This window comes from Thioclava sp. GXIMD4215, from assembly GCF_045291555.1.
GTDB classification, from domain to species: domain Bacteria; phylum Pseudomonadota; class Alphaproteobacteria; order Rhodobacterales; family Rhodobacteraceae; genus Thioclava; species Thioclava litoralis.
The window spans coordinates 34,922-57,212 of record NZ_CP149517.1 but is presented as its reverse complement, the minus strand read 5'-3'; the positions used below and the strand labels follow the sequence as shown (position 1 = coordinate 57,212).

The 22,291-nt window shown below is 53.9% G+C and carries 16 protein-coding genes and 7 pseudogenes; 16 read left to right on the top strand and 7 right to left on the bottom strand.

The features are described from left to right. Positions 1-25: 25 nt before the first annotated feature. From WDB86_RS16810 to WDB86_RS16775, 8 genes and pseudogenes are all read left to right on the top strand, one after another. Positions 26-1,288 carry an FAD-binding oxidoreductase gene (locus WDB86_RS16810; protein ID WP_341486065.1) on the top strand — a complete coding sequence of 421 codons (1,263 nt, stop codon included), beginning with the start codon at positions 26-28 and terminating at the stop codon, positions 1,286-1,288. A 32-nt stretch (positions 1,289-1,320) separates the two neighbouring features. Continuing rightward, complete coding sequence (locus WDB86_RS16805; RefSeq protein WP_341486064.1) at positions 1,321-1,728, top strand: Ldh family oxidoreductase; 408 nt, start codon at positions 1,321-1,323, stop codon at positions 1,726-1,728. 50 nt (positions 1,729-1,778) lie between these two features. Then, positions 1,779-2,102 (top strand): hypothetical protein, encoded by a 324-nt coding sequence (locus WDB86_RS16800; RefSeq protein WP_406737100.1) that lies wholly within the window; start codon positions 1,779-1,781, stop codon positions 2,100-2,102. 44 nt (positions 2,103-2,146) lie between these two features. Beyond that, on the top strand, positions 2,147-3,649 hold the full coding sequence (locus WDB86_RS16795; RefSeq protein WP_341486062.1) for a multicopper oxidase domain-containing protein: 1,503 nt from the start codon (positions 2,147-2,149) through the stop codon (positions 3,647-3,649). A 111-nt stretch (positions 3,650-3,760) separates the two neighbouring features. Then, positions 3,761-4,273: pseudogene (locus tag WDB86_RS16790) on the top strand (integrase core domain-containing protein); the annotation flags it as partial. 316 nt (positions 4,274-4,589) lie between these two features. Next, the gene (locus WDB86_RS16785) at positions 4,590-5,651 is read left to right on the top strand and encodes a DUF4123 domain-containing protein (protein ID WP_341486061.1); all 1,062 of its coding nucleotides are present in this window, start codon (positions 4,590-4,592) and stop codon (positions 5,649-5,651) included. A 5-nt stretch (positions 5,652-5,656) separates the two neighbouring features. Continuing rightward, positions 5,657-7,012, top strand: a complete 1,356-nt coding sequence (locus WDB86_RS16780; RefSeq protein ID WP_341486060.1) for a hypothetical protein — start codon at positions 5,657-5,659, stop codon at positions 7,010-7,012. A 3-nt stretch (positions 7,013-7,015) separates the two neighbouring features. Beyond that, complete coding sequence (locus tag WDB86_RS16775; RefSeq protein ID WP_341486059.1) at positions 7,016-7,816, top strand: hypothetical protein; 801 nt, start codon at positions 7,016-7,018, stop codon at positions 7,814-7,816. Between the two features lie 218 nt (positions 7,817-8,034). On the opposite strand, the gene WDB86_RS16770 is transcribed toward WDB86_RS16775, so the two are convergent. Next, a complete protein-coding gene (locus WDB86_RS16770) occupies positions 8,035-8,910 on the bottom strand; it encodes a hypothetical protein (RefSeq protein ID WP_341486058.1) in 876 nt (291 codons plus the stop codon). Between the two features lie 19 nt (positions 8,911-8,929). Between WDB86_RS16770 and WDB86_RS16765 the strand changes: the two genes are divergently transcribed. The 6 genes and pseudogenes from WDB86_RS16765 to WDB86_RS16740 form a co-directional block, all read left to right on the top strand. Continuing rightward, positions 8,930-9,100: a hypothetical protein gene (locus WDB86_RS16765; protein WP_341486057.1), complete on the top strand. Its 171-nt coding sequence runs from the start codon at positions 8,930-8,932 to the stop codon at positions 9,098-9,100. Positions 9,101-9,182: 82 nt separating this feature from the next. After that, on the top strand, positions 9,183-10,094 hold the full coding sequence (locus WDB86_RS16760; protein WP_406737099.1) for a mechanosensitive ion channel family protein: 912 nt from the start codon (positions 9,183-9,185) through the stop codon (positions 10,092-10,094). Further along, a pseudogene (locus tag WDB86_RS16755) lies at positions 10,095-10,550 on the top strand (transposase); the annotation flags it as partial. A 231-nt stretch (positions 10,551-10,781) separates the two neighbouring features. Further along, the gene (locus tag WDB86_RS16750) at positions 10,782-11,525 is read left to right on the top strand and encodes a glycohydrolase toxin TNT-related protein (protein WP_341486152.1); all 744 of its coding nucleotides are present in this window, start codon (positions 10,782-10,784) and stop codon (positions 11,523-11,525) included. Next, complete coding sequence (locus WDB86_RS16745) at positions 11,522-11,785, top strand: hypothetical protein (RefSeq protein WP_341486055.1); 264 nt, start codon at positions 11,522-11,524, stop codon at positions 11,783-11,785. The genes WDB86_RS16750 and WDB86_RS16745 overlap by 4 nt, the downstream gene beginning before the upstream one ends. A gap of 628 nt (positions 11,786-12,413) precedes the next feature. Next, positions 12,414-12,953: pseudogene (locus WDB86_RS16740) on the top strand (integrase core domain-containing protein); the annotation flags it as partial. A 159-nt stretch (positions 12,954-13,112) separates the two neighbouring features. Here the strand turns inward: WDB86_RS16740 and WDB86_RS16735 are convergent. The 4 genes and pseudogenes from WDB86_RS16735 to WDB86_RS16720 form a co-directional block, all read right to left on the bottom strand. Then, a complete protein-coding gene (locus WDB86_RS16735; RefSeq protein ID WP_341486053.1) occupies positions 13,113-13,889 on the bottom strand; it encodes a hypothetical protein in 777 nt (258 codons plus the stop codon). Positions 13,890-14,041: 152 nt separating this feature from the next. After that, positions 14,042-17,062, bottom strand: coding sequence for a toxin VasX (locus WDB86_RS16730; RefSeq protein WP_341486052.1), 3,021 nt, complete (start codon positions 17,060-17,062; stop codon positions 14,042-14,044). A 16-nt stretch (positions 17,063-17,078) separates the two neighbouring features. After that, a pseudogene (locus WDB86_RS16725) lies at positions 17,079-17,828 on the bottom strand (DUF4123 domain-containing protein); the annotation flags it as partial. Positions 17,829-18,361: 533 nt separating this feature from the next. After that, positions 18,362-18,718 (bottom strand): annotated as a pseudogene (locus WDB86_RS16720) (integrase core domain-containing protein); the annotation flags it as partial. A gap of 427 nt (positions 18,719-19,145) precedes the next feature. Here WDB86_RS16720 and WDB86_RS16715 point away from each other — a divergent pair. Next, positions 19,146-19,397 (top strand): integrase core domain-containing protein, encoded by a 252-nt coding sequence (locus WDB86_RS16715; protein ID WP_406737098.1) that lies wholly within the window; start codon positions 19,146-19,148, stop codon positions 19,395-19,397. A 111-nt stretch (positions 19,398-19,508) separates the two neighbouring features. Here WDB86_RS16715 and WDB86_RS16710 read toward each other — a convergent pair. After that, a pseudogene (locus tag WDB86_RS16710) lies at positions 19,509-19,961 on the bottom strand (contractile injection system protein, VgrG/Pvc8 family); the annotation flags it as partial. Between the two features lie 427 nt (positions 19,962-20,388). Here WDB86_RS16710 and WDB86_RS16705 point away from each other — a divergent pair. Then, positions 20,389-20,532 (top strand): annotated as a pseudogene (locus tag WDB86_RS16705) (IS5/IS1182 family transposase); the annotation flags it as partial. 1,065 nt (positions 20,533-21,597) lie between these two features. Here the strand turns inward: WDB86_RS16705 and WDB86_RS16700 are convergent. Then, entirely contained in the window at positions 21,598-22,275 is a 678-nt protein-coding gene (locus tag WDB86_RS16700; RefSeq protein WP_330629531.1) for a sugar transferase, read from the bottom strand. Positions 22,276-22,291: the final 16 nt, after the last annotated feature.

The window sequence follows — 22,291 nt, the reverse complement described above, 5'->3', positions numbered from 1 at the left end:
ATTCCCTTTCACAAGAAGAACAATCATGAACTTTGACGCAATCGTCCTTGGAGGCGGAATAATCGGCCTTAGCTGTGCCCTTCATTTACAGGACCGGGGCCTGTCAGTTGCGGTCCTCGACAAGGCGGAGGTCGGTCACGGCGCCAGCTTTGGGCATGCGGGCCTCGTCGAACGATCGACTGTTGTGCCTTATGCTTTTCCACGCCGTATCGCCGATCTCTGGCGGCATGGCTTCAACCGAGGATCTGCTGTTCGTTTTGACCCATTCTATCTGCCGCGCCTCTCCCCGTGGCTGCTTCAATACTGGTGGCAGTCGGCCCCGAAGAGACTGCAGAAAGCAAGTCAAGACATTCTTCCGTTGATACAGAATTGCGTGGAAGAGCATGATTTTCTTGCAGCGAAGACGGGCTCTGAGGCGCTATATGTCGATCGCGGCTGGATCGAGATATGTCGGAGTGACCATACGCTTAAAACCGCATGGGATGCCGCTGGGAGATTGCGCGATTATGGGTTGAAAGCCTCTGCACTGGATCGAAGGGCTGTTCATGCTCTTGAACCGTCGCTCTCATCTGCCGTTGTGGGCGGTGTTCATTGGATGGATCCAAAATCAACTGTCAACCCGGCAGGGGTTACAAAAAGTTATGCAGACCATTTCATCTCTTGCGGAGGCAAGATTTTATTGGGCGATGCACGTAGCCTCGAGAGAGTTAGTAGGACACGTTGGCAAGTAACCGCCGCCGACGGGAAAATCAGCGCCATAAATGTCGTTCTAGCGACCGGAGCTGCAGCGCCCGAGGTCTACACCCCCTTGGGATACCGTATTCCCCTCGCAGTCAAACGTGGCCATCATCTTCATTTTGGAGCTGCGGATGGTGCGGCGCTGTCGCGTCCGGTTGTCGACGAAGAGAATGGCTTTGTTCTATCACCTATGGCGGCGGGGATCCGCATGGCGACGGGGATTGACTTCTCGCATCCCTCATCGCCGCCTAATCTCAAACAGGTCAGATTGGCCGAAAAATACGCGCGTGAAGTACTGCCGCTTGGCCGTCAGGTTGAAGATAAGGCTTGGGTCGGTTTGCGGCCCTGTCTTCCCGATATGCGCCCAGTCATCAGCCAGGCACCCCGTCATCCAGGCTTATGGTTTGCATTCGGTCACGCGCATCACGGTTTTACGCTCGGTCCGGCAACAGGGCGTTTGCTGGCGGAGATGGTGTCTGGCTCCATCCCATTCGTGGATCCTAGGCCATTTCGGGCAGATCGCTTCGGTGCCTGCGTCCGTTTTTTCTGACTAACGCTTCTGCCTTATAAAGTGAGAATATAATGTCACTAACAATCTCTCCCGCCGCGCTTGAACAGCGTGTTCTCAACGTATTGCAAAACCATGGGTTTACCGAAGAAAATGCCCGAGCTGTCGCACAAGTCATCACTGCCGGCGAGCGTGACGGCTGCAAATCTCATGGCCTTTACCGCCTAGAGGGTTGTCTCAAAGTGACCGCGGCAGGCAAGGCATCAGGCACATCTGTTCCCCAGATTCACGATGCGGGTGGTGCCATAATAGAGGTTGCCGCCGGAGGCGGATTTGCCCCTGCCTCCTTCGTGGCTGGCAAAGACCTCTTGGCTGCACGAGCGCGTGAACTCCTGTCGCCGGTGATCGCGGCGCTGGCCATGAGCCTGTCCTCGGTCTCGGTGATCGGTAATGCTTTGCGGCTGCGGGGACAGAAGCTCTGATCTCCGGAATGTGATCTGACGCCGGATCGGGCGCAGGATAGGTTGCGGGCATGGTCACGATGCTCCGGCTCCTGCGCCCCGTTCTGGTGATGACGCTCGTGCTCTGGTCCGTCTTCGGGCCGGGGGCGAGCTTTGCATCCATGATCCAGCCTGCCGAGCGCTGCTGTGCCGCAATGGCCGAGCCTGCCCATCACCACGAGGGCCATGCCCATAGCGCGTCCTGCACGATGGATTGCCTTCTGTCACAGGCCACGCAGGACGAGCATGCACCGCTCGGTGTCCGCCCGCTTGCCCGCCCTATGGACCGCTCGGGCTTCCAGCTCGATCTGGCCTCCCAGATCGTCGCACCGCTGCGCCGCCCTCCACGTCTCTGATCTTCGCAAAAACCTCTTCCCCAACGGTTTTACGGAGATTTCCAATGACCACATTGACTCGTCGCGGCTTTCTGGCCGCAAGTATTGCCACATCAGCTGGCCTGCTTCTTCCTGCCCGCGTGACGGCGGAAAGCGCTGCGCGTAGCCTCAAGGCCACTACCCGCACCCTTGAGGTAAACGGGCGCGCCGCCACCGTCATGGGCCTTGTGAATGCACAGGGCACCCAAGGGCTGACCCTCGCCCCCGGTGAGCGTTTCCGCGTCGATCTGACAAATGATCTCGATATGGAGACGATCATCCACTGGCATGGGCAGATCCCGCCCAATGCGCAGGATGGCGCCCCCAATACCAACCCGATGCTGAAGGTGGGCGAGACCCGCGCCTATGATTTCACGCCCCGTGCGGGCACGTTCTGGATGCATTCGCATGTGCCCCAGCACGAGCTTGGCCTGCTGGCGGCGCCTCTCATTGTCCGGAGCGCCGAGGAACAGGCGGAGGACCGGCAGGAGGTCGTGATGTTCCTCCATGATTTCAGCTTCCTCGCACCAGAGGAGGTGCTCGACCAGCTGGCCGGTGGTCATATGGAAGGCCATGATATGTCGGGCCATCAGATGAGCGGCGGCTCCGCGCCCATGTCGCATGGGAATAGGACGGGCATGGATATGTCCGGCATGACCATGAGCCATTCCAGCGGATCGGGAATGGATCATATGTCCGGTATGGCGATGGATCTGAACGATTTCGAGTTCGACGCCTATCTCGCCAATGACCGCACGCTCGACGATCCGGAGGTCGTGACGGTGGAGGAGGGCGGGCGCGTCCGTCTGCGGGTCATCAACGGCTCCTCGATGACCGCCTACTGGCTCGATCTTGGCGCGCTCGAGGGGGCGCTGGTTGCGGTGGATGGCGAGAAAGTCCAGCCCGTGGCAGGGAGCCGCTTCCCGATGTCTCCGGCGCAGCGGATGGATATTCTTGTGGATCTGCCCGCGCATAACGGGGCCTATCCTGTTCTCGCCAAGCGCGAGGGCAGCACCAAGCAGACCGGCCTTGTTTTGGCCAGCGCAGGAGCTACGGTCGCAAAGCTGTCGGGCGAGGCGCAGGTCGAGGCACCTGCCGCGACGCAGGATCTCGATCTGGAATACCGGTTGCGGGCAGTGCAAAGCCTTCCCGCGCGCGAGGTCAGCCGTCACCACGATGTTATGCTGGGCGGCAGCATGGATCCCTATCGCTGGACGATCAACGGTCAGGTCTGGGCCGATCACGCTCCAATACCGGTGATCCATGGCGAGCGGGTCGAGATGACCTTCCACAACATGTCGATGATGGCGCATCCGATGCATCTTCATGGCCATGTGTTCCAGATCGTGGCAATCAACGGTCGCCGTTTTGACGGTGCCAAACGCGATACGGTCGTGGTGCCGCCTATGACTATGGTCACCATCGCCTTCGATGCGGGCGAGGCCGCGCGCTGGATGCTACATTGTCACCATATGGGCCACCTCGCGACAGGAATGATGACCGAATTGCAGGTTACTGCAAACGTCTAATAAAGCAGCCGAGCATGCTTGCTCATTTGCGTCCGAAAAGCTTGTATCGAGAACCTCGGCCCTATGCGGACATCCCTTATTTTGTTTCTAATGTCAGAATAGGGCCGATCGCGTCGATACGGTGTTGGGCCGAACGATGTTTGTGCGATGGATTTTGTCCACGACCAGCTCGCCCTGGGCAAAAAGCTCCGCATCCTGACAGTTGTGGATACTCATTCACGGCTGTGTCCGACGGCCGATCCCCGGTTCACCTACCGTGGCGAGGACGTCGTGCAGACGCTCGAACGTGTTTGCGGGAAGATCGGTTACCCCAAGACAATACGACACGACAACGGCAGCGAGTTCATCTCCCGCGACCTCGATCTATGGGCCTATGCCAACGACGTCACGCTGGACTTCTCACGGCCCGGAAAACCCACGGACAACGGGTTCATCGAGGCGTTCAATAGCAAGCTCAGGGCGGAGTGTCTGAATGCACACTGGTTTATGAGCCTTGCAGATGCACGCGAAAAGTTGGAGGATTGGCGTAGGCACTACAACGAGGACAGACCCCACAGCGCGATCGGATACAACGTCCCGATTGCCATGCATTATCCCGATGGCGTCACCAGCCCGTCATCGTGAGACAGTCGGAAAAATCCAGCCTCCGGCGATCCAAGGTTGGGGAGCAGTGCAAGGTTAGGCAGACTCTACATCAGATTGAGGGAACTTCCGGGGGGGCAGGTCAAGCCCCGTATCGCTATCATGACCCATATCTCGGACCTGGACAAATCCAAAATCGAGGCTATCGTCTGAAAGGGGAAAGGCACCATCTGCCTGAAAGCTAATTTAAGAAACTAAATCAGGCCGTTGACGCTTTTCAGCTCTTGCAACTTGTGACACGCGACGAACAATCTAATGGTTAATTTTCATATATTTACACATGAGAATACGGTCAGAGATGGACAATGATTTTTGGGAGCAGATCCAGCAACCCAGTATCCAGATAGCTCCGAACACTGCAGTAACGAAACATCTTGAAGTCGTTCCGATATCATACTTTTCGCCATTGGATCAACAATTCGGCAGACTTCCCAAGAAAGCAGTGCCCGAACAAGTAGAAAGCCATCTATTTGGTGAACTTGATTTCACTGGGTCAACTACATCTGAAATAGATAGATCTTGCCTAAAAACGTTTTCGATTTTAGACGCTGCAAAAGTTAGGAACTTGCCGGAAATCCTTGAGGCTAGTGGTCTAGAGCACCGTTGCTTGTTCACAGGGAATGCCGCTCGAGAACTCGCGAACGTTGCACCCTATGCTGTGGCACTCACAGAGGATAGCGAATTCACAAGAAGGTTGTTCACAGATTCTGGGCAACCGACAGATTTATGGGCGTGCGAACCGGGCATTTTTATACGATCTTGCATTGAGCTAGATGCATTTTGCCAACATTTTAGAAAGTTCACACGGGTTCGAGACATCCAAGGCAACTGGTTTTACTTTCGGTTCTGGGAGAGGCGCTCTCTCTTTCATTACCTCTCCGGCATCTCAAAGAAAACAGATATCGCTAAGTACTGGGCGCACACCGGCTCAGGTAACAAACTGCACTATATTTTGTCTGACGGGAGCAATTGGGCACGTTTTTCTGGATGGGATAGGCGTGATGAAGTCATCAGTTATAGCCAATTTAGAATAACCCAAATGGAAATTGATCTGTTTACAAGCTATCGTAAGAAGGCATTTATCAACAAACTAAAGGCCTACTTGCTTGCCGAGACACGTGACGTCCGTTTGCACAACACTGAGTTTGTTAGTCATCTATGCGACATAGCTAAAGAAAACGGTTATACAATTGAACAGGCAGTGGCAGATTTCTCTGTAGCATATCTTTACGCGGGCAACTACGTGCTTCCTAGGGGTTCGGCCCATGCCGATGAAAACGTAAAAATTCATCAACTTGATCGTGCCCGATCAATGAAAAAATGGGCAGTTTCAAACATAAAAACACTTAAATCGACGTGAGCAATATGGCTGATTTTTCCAGTACAAACGAAATTGATAATCCTTGCCTTCCATGTCAGCAAGGAAACATTTTTCTCGCTGATTACGATAGCGCGGCTAGGGCTCCAAATCTGACCGGAACAGTTGATGGCAGATCAACTCCGGTTTTACAGACAGGAGAAGCATACACACTCCTGAATACCCCGGAGGGTACGGCGAACAAGTTACTCATTGAAGTCGACGGAACGACAACAGAAGTTATAGCTAATATTAAAGATTTCGGCGATGTTATTAAGCCAAGCGACTTTCGCGTTTTTGTAAAGACTTATGGTGAAAACCGTCAGATGAAGCGCCAACGTGCGCGTCGCGAACGGCGACAGGAAGAATATAAATTCAACACAGATGAGGACACGATCTTCACGATGGAAGCTCCGTGGTGTCAGCTGCCAGAAGGAGATATCAGCTTCGATATAGAGACGCTCAACACCACTATTATTGAGCAGCTCAGTGACACGATCGGCAAAATCTTTTCTGTAAGCTTCACAAATGCCGAAGCTTTCGCAACGAGCTGGTACGCTTCATACTATATTGAGGCTGTAATTCGTAGCGGTTCATATGTTGGAGACATCAACGCTTCGTATAAAGAAATACTCACCAAACAACTTCTAAATAATCCACAAACGCGTTTGGCTGCGCGCAGAGATTTTTTGAATGTGATCCTAAGGGGAAAAACAGGCAAAGTATTTTACGAGCAAGGCGTGAAAATGATCAGCTTTGTCGCACCCCATGCGATGGGAAAGTTTTTGAATAAAACATATTACCCAGCAGCCAAGTTGCACTTTATCGATATTGACGTTGAAAAAGGCAGTTTGGCTAAAAATGCTAGCAAAGAGATTGTAAACGGGCTCAAGGGGGCAACAAATCGACTCCTGCTGATTATTGGTCTCATACTGACGGTGTTTACTGCTCTAGCGGATTCAGACAATTTCAAGGACGCCATCGTTAAGGTGGGCGCTGCCTTGGTGGTATTTGCCATCAGCTACATCATAAGCCAAGCTATTATGGGCTTATTAAGAGTAGCCTTGGTAACTCTTGCCGCAGCAGCACTGGGAGCGGGAGCAGCAGGTGCCGCCGTGATCGTAGCAGGTATCGTTGTCGCAGCCGCAGTAGGCTTTTTGCTTGATCGGCTTGGAGTAACGAACGAAATCGCCGCAGCCTTGAAAAAGCTTTTTTTTGGTGTAAGCGGGGCGCCAGTACAAACATTTCCGATAGGAACGGTATCTTCTGCAAGAATGCGGGGGCAGACAGGATCTGTCAGAGCTGGCTACGAGATGAATGCTTTGGATGTTATCTCTGAAACCAACGCAATTCAGGGCCGCTAAAAAATGGACGTCAAGTTACAGTTTAAACCAAACTATGAAAACTTCATCGCAGAGATGAAGCCTGATAGCCAGGCTGGCCAACTTATTGCAGGTCGTAAAGGGCTTTACAAATCCTTGCTCCTGGTCTCGTCTCTCTCTGCATGCCTTATGTTTTTCATGCCGTTACTATATTTAGATAGACTATACCTCGCGTTCACGGTTTTCCTGATCAATGCGGTATTACTATTTTGCAGCATTTTTCTATTGAAAAGCTACATGCTTACTAGCTTCTGGTTTCACATGCTTTTATTTCCCAATCCAACGATGTTTATTTCGGGTGTGGTTTTTCGGTTTTTAATCGGAAATGTCGCGACATGGGAAGTTGCCGGGTTTACACTTTTAGCAGTGCTTTATCTGTACTTAATATTTTCCGATCTCTGCTCTGTAGACAAAGAAAAGTGTATCAAAGAATATACTGGACGCTGCGTGAGAAGATGTAGCGAAAATAAATATATCCTCAAAAGCTCACTATTCGCGGAAGAGTGGAAGAACAGAAGGCCGAGCCTGCTCAAACTACGGCAAGCTGCCAGCATGGTTTTTTTAATTATTGCACCTGGCCTTGGCGCAGCCAAAGTTCTGTACCTAGTTCCTGGCGCTTCAGAGTTCGTGGGGAAAGAAACGTTCTTTCTACCGTTTTGTTATATTCAACTGATGCTGGCCGGCTTATCAATACGAAGCTATTTCTCATTTCATCTCAGTATATATTGTTACTTGCGAACCAAGAGAAACGTCTTAGGTAAGGCGATAAAAATTCGAGCAGCTTGAAGAGTGGACTTGTCGCTGTTGGACCCATTAGTAATTGTCCATTGAGGCTTTTTGATGCGCCATAAGCTATTGAAAATAAACATCCTAAAATGCCGGATTCCGCACTGAGGCCACCATTTGTCCATTTCACACAGAGAAAATGGCCATCGAAAGTTCATAAAAAATGCCGCCCGAAGGCGGCATGATCTGGGTTTCAAAGGAACCTTTGTTTCTGTGGGTCAGCTCACCAGGAAATACGAGGCTTCGGAGAGGCCGGGCGGAGGGGATTCGGCCAGCGCCTGGATCTCCTCCGGATCGAACACCAGCGCTGCAAACCCGTGTGCGCCGGACACCCGATAGCCCCGCTTCAGATGGCCGAGGAACGTCACTTCGAGGATAAACTTCGCCTCGGCGCGGGATTTCCCAGCCGCCTTAGAGAGATAGGCGAAGCCTTCCGGCGCCTTCTCGACGAGCGGAAAACTCTCCTCCAGAAACCGAAGGATCGGCTTCACGCTTTGGCCGTTGACGGCTTTGCCAATCTTGCTTGCCAAGGTATATTGCCCCCGAACGAGGTGCAACTGGCCGATCTCGATCAGCAGCTCGACGAGCGCATGGGATGCCCCAAGCATGGTCGGCAGGCGCGAGACGGGAACGGCATGCTTCACGATGTCGATCAAATCGCGGGCTACCGTGTAGTCGATCACCAGCCGATTGCTGCGGCGCGCGACGTCCTCGGCGTCCAATAGCCCCGCCATCAGCAGGACGTCGCGCATCGTCCCGGCATCAACACCTTCCGCCCTTGCGATCGACGCGATGCTGCTCAGGTGGGGATCTGTGACCGGCTTACCCAGAAGCATCTGCCCCTTGCTGAGCGGGGTGGTCTCGACGATCACATCGCGAAGAATATCCCGAATAGGCTCCGGATTTTGGGTCGGTCGGTGGCTGGACAGCCAGGTGTGCAGCATACCAAAGGCCGCGCGAGGTGCTGCGCGCTTGCCTCTGGACGACGTGACGCGCGCCAGAAGATACTGACGGATCGCCGCGCCGCCTGTCGAGACAATGGGCCAACCTGCACCGTTTGCGCCGGCGAGGGAGATCTTCTTCTTCGATCTCATCGGGCTTCAGGAGCCAGTAATGCTCGGCGTAGAACACATTATCGGCAGCTGTGCAGGCCTCGTTCATCGCATAGGCCGCCGCGAAATGCCCGATATCCAAGTCGGCGTCGCCGCGCCCGATGGCGATTTCCATGGCCTGCAGCAGGAGCTCGAGCGCCCGGCCGAAGCGATAACGTGCTCCGTGGAATAGGCGTCCGATCAGATCCGCCTCAATCGGTGTCCCGATTGGCCTCGCACTCCTTCCGGCAATCGCCATGGCTTGGGGTGCGGAGGTGAGCGATCTGCGCGAGATCTGGCTACGCATGCGCCAAGGGGTCGCCATCGGCGATCTGCGGCTCACTTCGGGCGCAATCGCAACTTTGCTTGGTGTTTTCGCACTGGGCAGCGTTCTCACACGCTGGCTGCAGTTTGTCCTGCGTAGCTCGGTTCTGCCTCGAACGCGCGTCGATGCGGGATCTGCGACCGCGCTGGTGACTGGCCTTGGGTATCTGGGAACTGTCATCTCGGCTTTTACTGCGGTCTCCGCCGCGGGGCTTGATCTTTCGTCACTGGCGGTGGTTGCGGGTGCGCTTTCGCTCGGGGTCGGCTTTGGTCTGCAGACAGTCGTCTCGAACTTCGTCTCTGGGGTGATCCTACTGATCGAGCGCCCCGTCAAGGAAGGCGACTGGATCGAGGTCGCTGGTATCTCCGGCATCGTCCAGAAAATCTCCGTGCGCTCGACACGGATCGAGACATTCGATCGTCACGATGTCATCGTGCCCAACACCGATCTGGTGGCGGGGACGGTAAAAAACATGACACTCGGCAGCCATGTCGGCCGGCTGACTGTGCCAGTCTCGGTTGCCTACGGGACGGATGTGGACTTGGCGCTGAAACTCTTGATGGAGATCGCCGAAAGCGACAGCCGCATTCAGAGGTACCCGCAGGCACAAGCGTTATTCATCGCGATGGGCGAAAGCGGGCTGGAATTGGAGCTTCGCTGTATGCTTTGGGATATCAGTGAGGTGGTCGTGGTACGCTCCGATCTCCTGCGCGCGATCTACCGCCGCTTTGCCGAGCACAGCATCGAAATTCCGTTCCCCCAGCGCGACATCCGTCTGCGCGGGATCGAAGAGATCTTGGAGCGGTTTACAAGTGCCCAAGCAGCCGAGGAAAAGGAGACTGTTCCGCAGAATAAACTCTGAGGATATTGCATGGGCATTCAGTCCGAGCGGCGGCTTTGCGACGAGGTTCATGTCAATCTGGCGTATCGTTGGTTTTGCCGGCTCGATCTAACCGACGCGGTGCCGGATCATTCGACATTTTCCAAGAACCGGCACGGGCGCTTTCGCGAGAGCGGGCTGTTCCGTCATCTGTTCGAGACCGTCCTGCAACGATGCATCGACGAAGGTTTGGTCGGTGGTCACAGCTTCGGTGTCGATGCCAGCTTGATCCCGGCGAATGCCAATTAGACGCGAGGCGTTGACAGCAAGGAAGGCCTGCCCCCGGAGCTGCTGTCTCGCGCCGTGAGTGAATATATCGAAACGCTCGACGATGCGGCCTTTGGCGCTGCAACCGCAGTCGTTCCCAAGTACATCTCGCCGGTAGACCCGGCCGCCCGTTGGACGGGAGCCGACGGCGGTGCCGCATACTTTGCCTACGACTACATCACAACCGGAAGTGATAGTCAGTTTTACTTCGATGAAAGAGCAAAAGCGTTCGAAGAATACCAGCTTGCAACCGGTGCCCGCGAGGCTAGCAAGTCAGAAAGTGCGTGGGGGGAGAGCGGACAAGGCATTAGCTTTGGATTTAGTGATGAAGCAACGGCATGGATCGATAGTTTATTTCTAGAAAAGAACTATGATGATGCCGTCGCCTCACGTCGCCAGATTATGGAAGCTGAGCGCCTCTCCCATCCAAATTATTTCCTGACTGGAGAGATCGCGGGCGCTATTCCCACGATTTTTATTCCAGTCGGCGGTGCGGCTGGAGCGGCAGCGGGGGGCGGTGCGCGTGCTATGAGTGCCTCTGGCGCGCGCACAGGCGCGGTTCTGGGCGGAATATCTGGCGCGGGGCATGACGAAGGCGGCGTCCTTGATCGGTTGGATGGTGCCGCCATGGGCGCGGTTACCGGTGGCTTTGCTGGCGCGGTACTGAGTGGCGCTGGCGTCCTCGTCGCCAAAGGTTTCGCAAAAACGCGGATTTGGGCGAGAGTGCGGCCTAAGACCAGAGTGCCACCTGACCGAAAACCATGGTATCGGAAAGATCTTGGCGATGAGTGGTTCGATCCAGATACCGGAGAGCTTCGGTGGCCACCAAACGATGGGTTTGATGCTGCGCCTACATCTGAAACATTATCTCCAGGCACTAGATTAGATAGATTTAGTAGCAGAGTTGGATTGGACGATACTGGAAGATATTTATCCCCTGAGGGCGCAGATTTTTCATCGCGCGCTCTGCCTTATGACATTTCTACTCAGCAGCATGCTGTTTATGAAGTGATGCAGGATCTTCCTGTATCCGCAGGGAAAGCAGCGCCATGGTTTGGAGAGACGGGCGGCGCTACGCAGTATATGTTAGATCGACCGCTCAACGAGCTGATCGAAAATCAAATTATCAGGCAGGTTTCACCATGAAAAATGTTTCTACAGTTGAAGAAATGAAGCGCATCTTGGCCCATCATGGCGTCGAAGACGGATCTGTATACACGCATGGCGGCCTTGGTGGCGGTGAGATCGATGGTATCGAGCAGATCGATGGTGTTTGGTATACCTATTTCAGCGAACGAGGCAGTAAGAACTCCTATCGCAAATGGCCTGACGAAGCTGCTGCAGTATCTTATATTTTTCTCAGGGCTGTCAGTTTGGCAAAACAATACAGGATTTGGTCTGAATGAGAGCCATATCTGCCCGAGAAGACATCATACAAAAATGTCTCACCCATGGCTTGATAGAACAAAAGGATTACACCATTGGCGGCCTGCGCACTTCAATGGCAACTCTCGGGAAGCCGTTGATGGGTCTTGAGATATTCAATGGGCATTGGCGCACGTATATCGCGGAACCCGATCGCAAGACATCTTATCAACATTGGCCTTCTCTAGAGAGCGCTGTCGCCTTCATTATAAAATCCAGACAGTAAAAAAAGGCGTCTCACGACGCGCCGAACACCTGCCTTTGTATTCTGTTAGTTCAGGCCTGACACATAACCGCAACGATCACTCATCCAAGGCGGAAAAGCACCCTTGCAGGGCGCCTCTGCGTGCGCCGTACCAGGTGATCATCGGATAGCGTAGCCCTCGTATCGGGCTGCCGCGCCGCCGGCATGAGCGTCCTCGTAGGCGCGGAGGTCGCGCTCAAGCATCCGTTCGGCATAGGCCATGCGGTCCGCCCAGGGGAGGGCGTCTCCGCCGAACTTCATCTCCTCGCGAATGGGGTCCAGATAGAGCAGGACTTTCGTATTCTCCGGCCGACGTCTGAGTTTCTGCAGTTCGCTGGAGTTATAGGCTACGCCGAGCACGGTGACGGGTGAAAGCGAAGCTGCGGGAAGATCGCCAGGAAGCCGTTGGGCCGAACGATGTTTGTGCGATGGATTTTGTCCACGACCAGCTCGCCCTGGGCAAAAAGCTCCGCATCCTGACAGTTGTGGATACTCATTCACGGCTGTGTCCGACGGCCGATCCCCGGTTCACCTACCGTGGCGAGGACGTCGTGCAGACGCTCGAACGTGTTTGCGGGAAGATCGGTTACCCCAAGACAATACGACACGACAACGGCAGCGAGTTCATCTCCCGCGATCTCGAGCTTTTGGCCTATGCCAACGACGTCACGCTGGACTTCTCACGGCCCGGAAATCCCACGGACAACGGGTTCATCGAGGCGTTCAATAGCAAGCTCAGGGCGGAGTGTCTGAATGCCCACTGGTTCATGAGCCTTGCAGATGCACGCGAAAAGCTGGAGGATTGGCGTAGGCACTACAACGAGGACAGACCCCACAGCGCGATCGGATACAACGTCCCGATTGCCATGCATTATCCCGATGGCGTCACCAGCCCGTCATCGTGAGACAGTCGGAAAAATCCAGCCTCCGGCGATCCAAGGTTGGGGAGCAGTGCACCAACCTGCAGACTCTCGTTATGAATGAGGGAACAACGGGGGGCAGGTCAACTTCCTTGCTAACCAGCATCAAACTAAAAGGGCAACTCACTTACCGATGTCTGTACCTTATGAGTGATAAAACTCTTCCCCATATTGAGCGAGCGTGGCGCGTTTGATCGCGGCTCGGTCGGTCAAGGCGGCATCGAAATCTTTGGGCCTCTCTTGCTGGCGCAGCGCAAAGACCGGCTTGTTCTCGAAACACTCCAGCGAGGCCGCCTCCAGCCCACCTTCCATATAGTCGCAGATCCGCGTAAGCAGCGGCCAGAGGTCGCGGTCTTCATCCATGTGAAAACTGAAATTTTGCGCCCGCAGGATGTAACGAAGCACCATCTGGTCGCCCTTTATCTGCCCGATGCGAGGCAGAATGACCCCAATCCCGCTGGGATGTAGCCCGATCCGCAGGTCTTCCCACGCAATCGCGTAGATCTTGCCGTTCTGCCACGATTTCACAAGGCCGTTTTCGCGGTCAAAAATAAGAGGTGCCTCTCGGCGGATCCCGAGCGTTGCGATCAGGAAAAACAGCCCTCCGCCGACGGAGATGATGGCAGCGGTGAGATCGGCGTAGAAGACGCTCGTATAGGTGTCATCGTCGACATAAATGTAGCGCAGATACTCCGAGAACTGTAGCTCCTCGTCGTCTCTCAGGTAGCGGAAGACTGTATCGGAACCTTTGTTGACAAGGAATTCGATATAGTCTTCTCCCTTCTGTTCCAAAGTACTCCGATAGAGGTTTTCGTAAAATACCTTATCCTTCTTCCAACCCAGATACCGCTCGCCACCGAAGTTGATCCCGACAAAGACACAGACCAGAAGCAGTGGTATGGTGACGATAATTGCCACCATATGTCTGTTTCCTTGCAGGCCTAAAGAGGTGTCACTCGCCCACCAGAAAGGAAATTTAGGGCGGGGCGCCCGATCATAGTCGACATGTTTCGGAAGGCCACGCTTTGCGGGGTGTAGATTGAGGATATTGCGGACTTTTTGAGAGAGCACAGTTAAACCCTCCCAAGCGGGACATCATTTATCATGCCACCAATAAATTCGCCGGTTTCACGCAGACTGCCATCATCGCGCAGCATTCTTAGCGGGGTATAGATATTTGGCATAGGGGAATACACCCAGATAATATTTGCACGTTGCCCGAAATCGACGCTGAATGATAAGCTAAGCGTGCCTTCGACAAGAGTGTATTGGCCTCCTGTCTCCATGGCGGCGCGAAGTTTTTCGCGGAACAGGGCTGTCAGAGTTGCATTAGGTGTCGTCACGATTTGTCCCGATGGATCGAAACCTGCCGTTGTGTAAACGCCCGCTATAATTTCGGAGCTTCCCAACTGAAACTGAGGCAGCACCATTTTGATGTCGTAGCTACGGTCATTCGTAAAGGCTTGGCCTGTCAACTTTCGCAGCAAGCTCCCCCCCGTCCGGTCAAATTCCATCGACGGCGCCGCGAACAGGTTCATAAACTCCTGCATCTCGATCTGGAAATTCGTGTTCATTTGCGCTGATCGCGATGGATCTGCAACGGCCGTAAGCCTATCTTCAATTTTCGGCCTAAGAGCCCCATCTGGCCAGAAAGCATAATCTTTACTTTTGCCCCAAAAACACTGGAATAAGAGTGTTTCCATAGGCGTTTTTTCGAAGAAGAAAAGTAATCCCACGCCCCCAACTATAAGCGCCAATGCCGCGCAGACTACTGCCACTGGCAAGCCAAAGCCGGTGGCTGCGGAACCCGCGGCAAGAGAAAGCAACTGTCCTGCCGCTCCGACAAACAAAATGGCGCTTCCTGTCGCGATCATGAAATTGCCGACAGCAGCTGGCGTATTGCCCTGATTCATCTCTCTGACTCCAGCCTGAATTGCAGTCAGGGTTCCGGCCAGATTGGCAATGGCGATAAGGCCAGTACTCACCTTGCCCGCGAGAATACGTCCGAAGAAGGTCAGGCGAGACCCTAAATTAGGAACCAGACGCTGTGCCAACGTCCGTATCGCTTGAGGGGAAAGACGTTGAGCCGCCTTTACCCCCATCTCGCTCATTGCAATCATATCTGCAGGCAGCCCCGCCAGGGCCGCTGTCAGTCGCATCGCCTCATACTTCCGGCCTCCGACACCTAACGGATTGGCGGCAGCATATTCGCTTTGGAACATCATAGATTGCACGGCGCTAAAATTCAGGAATGCGGAAAGCCCGGTGAAGCTGGCATTCATGGTCACCCCAAAAAAGCGCGCGGTCGATGGTTGAACCGACAGGTCAATCGGTAAAGGACCGCCACGAATTATGCGCATTTCGTCAAGTTCGAGAAGACGGGCGCTGGTCTTGCCTTCCGCAACCTGCGACCAATCAAACATGCGTTGCCCGACTTGAAGACGCGCCTCGGCGTTACGGATAACACTCGCCTTCCCCCATGTTCCGCGTTCAAGAAAATCCGCGAGCACCTTTGCGATTTCTTCCGGCGTCAATCTGAGCCTTTGGCCGGTATATTCGAGCCCATAGGCTTTGAGAACCGCTGGAATTACTTTGGTAGCAATGTGCTTGACCGTCTTTTGTGACAGGGTTTCAAACCCGTGCCCACTTTTCGCAAAGCCATACTGAGCATCAGCCATGATGCGCCCCAGAAGTGGCCCAAGGCCCTTCATCAAGTCATCCAGCGCCTTCGTAGTAACCAGGTCCCAACTGACATTTGCTTGCGGCTGAGTTACAAGACCAGTTACCATTTTCAATATGACGCCAAGGGTATTCTGGCTATTGTACCAGTCGGTAGATTGTTCCGAATTGAAAGCATGCTCCATAGCGCCTTCCAGCGCTGCATTACCTTCTGGCGAGGACAGGACACCCTCAAAAATACCGGCCGCAGTAACAGCCACTTTGCGTAACTCTTCTTGATCACCACTATCGCCGGCAAAGAAGTATCGGAAATAGCTATCCAAAGACCCGAGCTGATCAACGAGTCCCTCGCCCGGCATCAGGAAAGCGAGATATAAATTCAAAAACGCCTTTCGCCGCTCTTTAAATTTGGTGAAGGCCGCATCCATTTCAACCCACTGGTCATTAAATTCTTGTAGATTAAGGTTTTTTTCAGCAGCATCACGAAGGTCTTCATTCTCCGAAGTCAAGCAGACCTGTGCCATCTGCCCAATTGTAAAGGGATAAACATGCTGTGAGGCGTAATCCTGCTCCCAAAGCATTAGCTTGGCGTGAGCGCGGGCGATTTCTTTTTGCCGACCGACCGGATCGAACAATGCCACGATTTTCGCGGTTTCACCGTAGCAGAGTTTTTGCGACAGCTCTTGCGCGATAAGTCCCGGCGACATGTCGTAAGAGTTTTCAATCGTTAGAACGTCGAGGCCGAGTTTTTCTTCCGGTTTTGACGGATCAAGTGTCAAGACCCGATCTTTTCTGGATCTGTAATCTTCGACCAACGCAGACAGATTTTCTTGTGAGGCCGAAATAGCATATTCTGTTTCTTCAGCGATCAGATTGACGCGCTGCGCGACTTTCGAGCGGAAGGCTGCATCCGTGTTAAATTTTGAAGTGATTTCTGCTCCCCATTCATGTTCGCTATAGCAGATAGAAACTTCGCTCGTTCCTTTGGAAACAAAGACATAGGGATAGAACGGTCTTCCAGATGACGTGTCAGCCTCAATGCCGTCAGAGGCATCTACACCATTTTTGTAAAGATATTTCGAGAAACGCTCAACGACAGGCCCACCCGTGTCATTGCTGGTCCTCTCATAGCGAAAGATATGGAACAGAGATTTCCCTGTCTCTTCCTTGATGTAGATCCAGCCGGGGCGGAGCAAACGTAAGACGTATCCCTCCGTCGTCGGCAGATTGCTTGCGTTAAAAAATGTGCTGACCGCGGGAGGAGACGATACCGATGACAACTCATCAAAAAAATTCGCGTAAGCATAGCGCACCGGATAGATCGGCGTAACATTCGCATCACAACGTAGCTGCGCATTGCCTACCTCTGTCCCGGAAGAGGTAGAATTTTCAATTTCGCTAGTAAGGTCACTCATAATATGTTCTTTTGCTCTAGTTTTTAAAAAGAGTTTCCGCACGCGTTAAAAGAGCGCGACCTTTATCTGTTTGACTTAGAAAAGGACTGTTTAGAATGTCGCTTTGTCCCGAAAGCCAAGCGATCCCTTCCGGTCCTGCCAACCAAGTTGCACAAACGCTAAACATCACCGCTTGCTCAATATGCAGCCCTAATGCGCGCGCCTCTTGCATAGCCATTTTCACGAATTTCTGCTGCGCCCTACTGTCATATCCTTCTAAGGCTGGCAAATGCGTTTGACACAATCTCAAGGCCTTTCGCTGCGAAAGCTGATCCGCATGAGAGGAAAGCTTGTTGATTACCCCTTGGCGTAGCCGGAAAGGCGTGCGCAAACTCGGGGGTGCGAACGACGCGAAGCGGATACGAATAGCGCAATTCACATACGTGTCGATAATAATGATTTCTTCAAAAGACGAGAAAAACGCCTCAAGCTCCTCAGTATTGAACGCCGTCAAAAGAGGAAGTGTCCAACGAGGATCATAAAAACGCAAATATCTGAACTTCTCGTCATCCCCCAAAGGTCGCGTAAATTTTCTCAGACCAGAACGAACCGCATCCATGGCTTGGTTGGTGCGCATGAAGATGCAACAATTTCTGTCCCAGTAGTCGTTTTCTCGAGAGCCTTTGCGAAATAGGCTCGTCGTAAAGCGATTATTGCGTTCAAGCTCCACAAGCCACGGCGCTACATGTCCAAATTCTGTCTCAGCCTGGCCCTGAAACAAGCAACAAGTAGCCTGCTCTCCTGCATCATCCGCTCCGTCGAAAAATTACAACTTAGATGCGTCAACAACGGCATAGGTTTTAGCTTTTCCTTCAAATAGCCAAGGTTCAAGAATTTGAGGGCAATCGAGTTTGGGAAAATGGCCGAATTGTCTATTAAGAGGGCTCACTTTAGTTATTACATCAAGTCGCATAATGCTATCGTTCATGACTATCGCGGCGTCGCAATCCGCATGATCTTTATACGTGACGCTACCCGTCCAAGCCAGATGGGCGAAAAGCGCTCTATGTTCTTCTCGTTCATCTCCCGAAAGTTGTAAGACAGGCTGATTGGAAAGCTTAAGTGTATGACATTTCATACAGATACTCAAGAACCGTGAATTTCAAATATAAGGGTTAGTATTAGCGTTCTTTCCAGAAAACCAGATGATATTGCCCGACAAGAGTGAACCATCTTTTGGTCTGCCCCACTTGAGTGGTCCGGTTTAAATGCACTGCTCCCCAACCTTGGATCGCCGGAGGCTGGATTTTTCCGACTGTCTCACGATGACGGGCTGGTGACGCCATCGGGATAATGCATGGCAATCGGGACGTTGTATCCGATCGCGCTGTGGGGTCTGTCCTCGTTGTAGTGCCTACGCCAATCCTCCAGCTTTTCGCGTGCATCTGCAAGGCTCATAAACCAGTGGGCATTCAGACACTCCGCCCTGAGCTTGCTATTGAACGCCTCGATGAACCCGTTGTCCGTGGGTTTTCCGGGCCGTGAGAAGTCCAGCGTGACGTCGTTGGCATAGGCCAAAAGCTCGAGATCGCGGGAGATGAACTCGCTGCCGTTGTCGTTTCGTATTGTCTTGGGGTAACCGATCTTCCCGCAAACACGTTCGAGCGTCTGAGCGACGCGCGCGGGCGGATCGTGGGTGTGGTGGTGGCCAAGCTCGATGCGCAGGTCATCCAGAACGAGATCGGGGATATCCCGCAAAACGTGAATTTCGCGATCCGCGGCGAGATTGCAAAGCTGTTTCTGGCGCAGAATGGCGTGGAGCCGGTCTTGACGGATGGGGCCGACGCGCTTGCATCGGAAGAGCTGGCCAACCGCTTGCAGAAGGTGACCCATTTCATCAGGTGCGAGTGAAACGGGGCCAGTGCGCGTGGGCAATCCGTGTCATTGAATCGTTGGGCATTTCGGATGACGGTTGCCAATAAATGCAAATCTGAGGGATCTCGCTACATTTGGGGAGCTTATTTTTTGAGAAAAAAATTTGTTGTTTCTGACGATGGACTTCGATCGCTGGAGCAGACAGAGGCCTTTAGGAACCTCGATCCTGATGCCCAGAAAATTCTGGTGGAGCTACGGGCTGAAGCAGGAGTTCATCACGCCACACTGCCCGCAACAGAACGGCATGGTCGAGCGCTTCATCAGGACGCTGAAAGAGCAATGTGTGCAGCGCCACCGTTTCGAGACCATCCAGCACGCACTGCGCGTCATCACTGATTGGATCGCTTTCTACAACAACCGCCGCCCTCATCAGGCCCTTGCCATGCGCACGCCTGTCGAGGCATTCAGATTAGCGGCTTAACCTGAGCAGTTTCAGCTGGGGCATTACAGCCGCTCTGTTTTGAAGTGGCCTGCAGCCATAGTGAGCGCGCCTTTGGCAAAGGGGCTTCGACCTTGGGATTGGTGCGTCAGGTCAGGCATAGGGCCGCGCGTGAGTGGGTGTGATAGCCCCCGATTGTGACCAGAGCGGCGCCCTGCGAAGAGTCAGGCGGATCGCGCCGGTGGTGATCCGCCGCGCCGGATGCCAGTCCCAGAAATGGCTGGTCTCTTCCTGATGGTGGCCGTCATCCGGCTTGAAGGGGCGCTCGCCAAGGCTTTCGTGGCTCTCCGCCATATCGCTGAGCACGAGGCTATGCATGCCCTCGGAATGGGTGAAGCGATAGCTGATGCCATGACGCTCCATCATTCGCGTCACGAAATCCATATCGGTTTCCCGAAATTGCACCGTGTATTCAAGCTCGGGATAGTCCTCGGATAGCTGGAACTGCAGCCCGCCCGCATCGGCATAGTTCGAGAGAAGCTCGTTCAGGATCTCGATCACGGTCTTGTTATGGAAAATGCGTTGGTTGCGCCGCAGAGAGGCGAGGAAGCACCAAGGCTACAGGCGGAGCCGGTATTTATGACCGTCACTGCGCTTAACCTCTTTGGAGGTCCCGCGTTCGATGCGGGGATCAAGCCGCTGCTGGCACCACCGCGCCCAGCTCAACTGCATGGCGGACCCGCTGTCCTTGAGATTGGGATCGTGCTTGCAGATCGCGCGGGCGGCGGCATTTGGCGGGAGATTTGGTGTTCAAGGATCATCATTACTGGATCAATTTACTTCTGGCCTATAGAGGTTGCGCTCTGCGCGATTTCGGGGGCTTGGGTTAGGTTGTTCCTTGATGACGAAGACAAGGAGAGAGCCTGTGCCACCCAAGAAACTTACCTTCCGGAGCCGCGAGAAATGGGATGCCAATCTGTCGGCGGAAGACAGCGTGATCGCGGCAGAGACGATGGCGCGGCTTCGCGCACCCAAGCGGATCCTTGGTCTGACACGGCTGCGGCTACGCGGACCAAACGGCGCCAAAGACGAATTCCTGCTCGCCGCCATCGCCCAGAACCTACGAAAACTCGCGAAGCTGCGCCCGCGAAGCATCAAGCAGGAGGCCGCAGCATGAGATGAACGGCCATCACGCCGCCTTGAGGCGGAGGAGCGGGGGATTGCCCGAATGCAACGGCCTGTTTCAGCGACGACGAGCCTCAAAACCGGCGATCTTGACCGACTTCTTCAACAACACCCGCCCTTCTGGCCGTATGCTGCGCTGCATCGATTATCTTGCGACCTCTGGCAACCTTCGTAAGTGCATATCCGTGGTCAAAAGATGATTTGGCCAAACGTCAGCTTCGCGAATTCGGGCTGCCCGCCACCAACGGCGATCATGATACGCAGGGCAAGCAAACGTTGCCTGAAGCTAATTCCGACGAACAGATATCAGTTTTCCCCGAACAAGTTGCCAACTTAGGGAGAACGACATAGTTTCGGCCGTTCAATTGTTTTCGTTTCGACAATACGATGTCACTTGCGGCAGCGAATACTAACATTCGCAGATTTTTGGCCTCATCATCTTCTGCAGCAGATTTTTGGACGCAGCGGTCATCGACAAGCCCGCAAAACCGACGGCGGCTTGTGCCGACGAGACTTTGCATGGGATGAGACGGTTGATCCGGGCATCTGCCCAGAGAGGTGGGGTGCCGCGTCAGAAATAGGCGCGTCCGATCCTTGGTCTGTATCAGAAAAATCGGGCGCGACCGGAAGTTCCGTGAGTGATGTCGCGCCCTTAGTGTCTCAGGTAGATTATATGCAGCATTGGTAATGCATCTTTAGGTGGTATGGGAACCCGAAAACGACAGCAGCATGATCAAGAGTTTTGATCATGCTCTGCATTTTTCGTTGCCTCGGATTAGGGGCTGTCGGGGCTGGTATCCGATTATGCGCGGCTGTTGCGTATGACGGACAAGGCTAAGGCGCGGGTTATGGCAGAACCCGCGCCTTTACCTGTAGAAACGCCAACTCAGGACGTGGCGAGACCCTAACACAGCTTGTGCCGGTGGTGAATCGCAAATCCGGACGGTCCGAGGCTATAGGCGGAAGATGGCAGACCTGCCCTCGGGTCGGGTCCAAACGAGGATGCAGGGCGGGACATGCGCCCGTAAGCCTTTTGGGCTGCGTCAGAAATCGTGCCTTACCGACCGGTGCGCTTGACGACAATCGATGTGGTCTTGACGATCAGCCCCAGATCGCTTTTCAGGCTCAGCCTGTCGAAATAATCATCGTCATACGTGACGCGGGCGACGAAGGTCGTGGAATTGCGGCCTTCGACCTGCCACAGGCCGGTAATGCCGGGGCGCATGTCAAAATAGGCGGCGCCGCCTGCGTTGCGATAGAGGGATTCCTGATCGATCAGGAAGGGGCGAGGGCCCACAAAGCTCATATCGCCTTTGAACACGTTGAAAATCTGGGGCAGCTCGTCCAGCGAGGTGGCGCGCAGGAAACGACCGACGGAGGTGATCCGGGGGTCAATGCTAAGCTTTTGATGGACATGCCATTCTTCTGCCAGCTTGGGATCTTCGGCGCACATTTTTTGCAGTTTGGCTTCGGCGTCAACAAGCATGGTGCGCAGCTTGTAACATTGGAAGGTTTTGCCATTTTTCCCGATGCGGGGTTGCACGAAAAGACCCGGGCCTCCGTCGCGACGTACCATCAGCCATAGAACGGCGATGACCGGCAGCAATACCGGCAGAAGCAGCAGGGCTAGAAAAATATCCAGAATGCGTTTGCCCCGACGTTGATAAAATCCCGGTCGGTGTCCCACATAAGGGGCCGGTCCTTCATAGGTCGGCATGGTCGAAGAAAATTTCATCAGATAAGTCCACAAA